The following is a 358-nucleotide window of genomic DNA, read 5'->3' on the forward strand; positions in this document are numbered from 1 at the left end:
CGCGCCATGAGCAGCGGGATCGAGCCGCTGCGCCAGTTCGCCCGGCGGCTCAAGCCCTACCTGCCGGGCATCTTGGCCCACACCCGCTGGCCCTTGGGCACGAATCTGGTCGAAGGCATCAACAATCTGACCCGTCCTGAATATGGTTGACACTTTTCCAACCGGGATGAGGAGAGTGCCTTGGAGACGGATCGAAAGCGAACACAACGCGATTACACGCTGGCTTTTAAATGGTTCATCGCCGAATTCCGGGGAAAGCCGCACGGATCTTGAGGAAGAAGTAGTGGTCATCGCGGAAGCCATAGGCCATGCGCTTGATCACCTTGATCCGATTGTTGATGCCTTCGACCAGATTCGT

The 358-nt window shown here is 57.5% G+C and carries 1 protein-coding gene; it reads right to left on the reverse strand.

Going from position 1 to position 358, the window contains the following annotated elements; translation table 11 throughout:
• Positions 1–235: 235 nt before the first annotated feature.
• The coding region (locus VSR71_RS35200; RefSeq protein WP_342915760.1) for a transposase at positions 236–358 on the reverse strand (123 nt) is incomplete at its 5' end.

Source organism: Cupriavidus oxalaticus (assembly GCF_038900635.1).
GTDB lineage: Bacteria > Pseudomonadota > Gammaproteobacteria > Burkholderiales > Burkholderiaceae > Cupriavidus > Cupriavidus oxalaticus_B.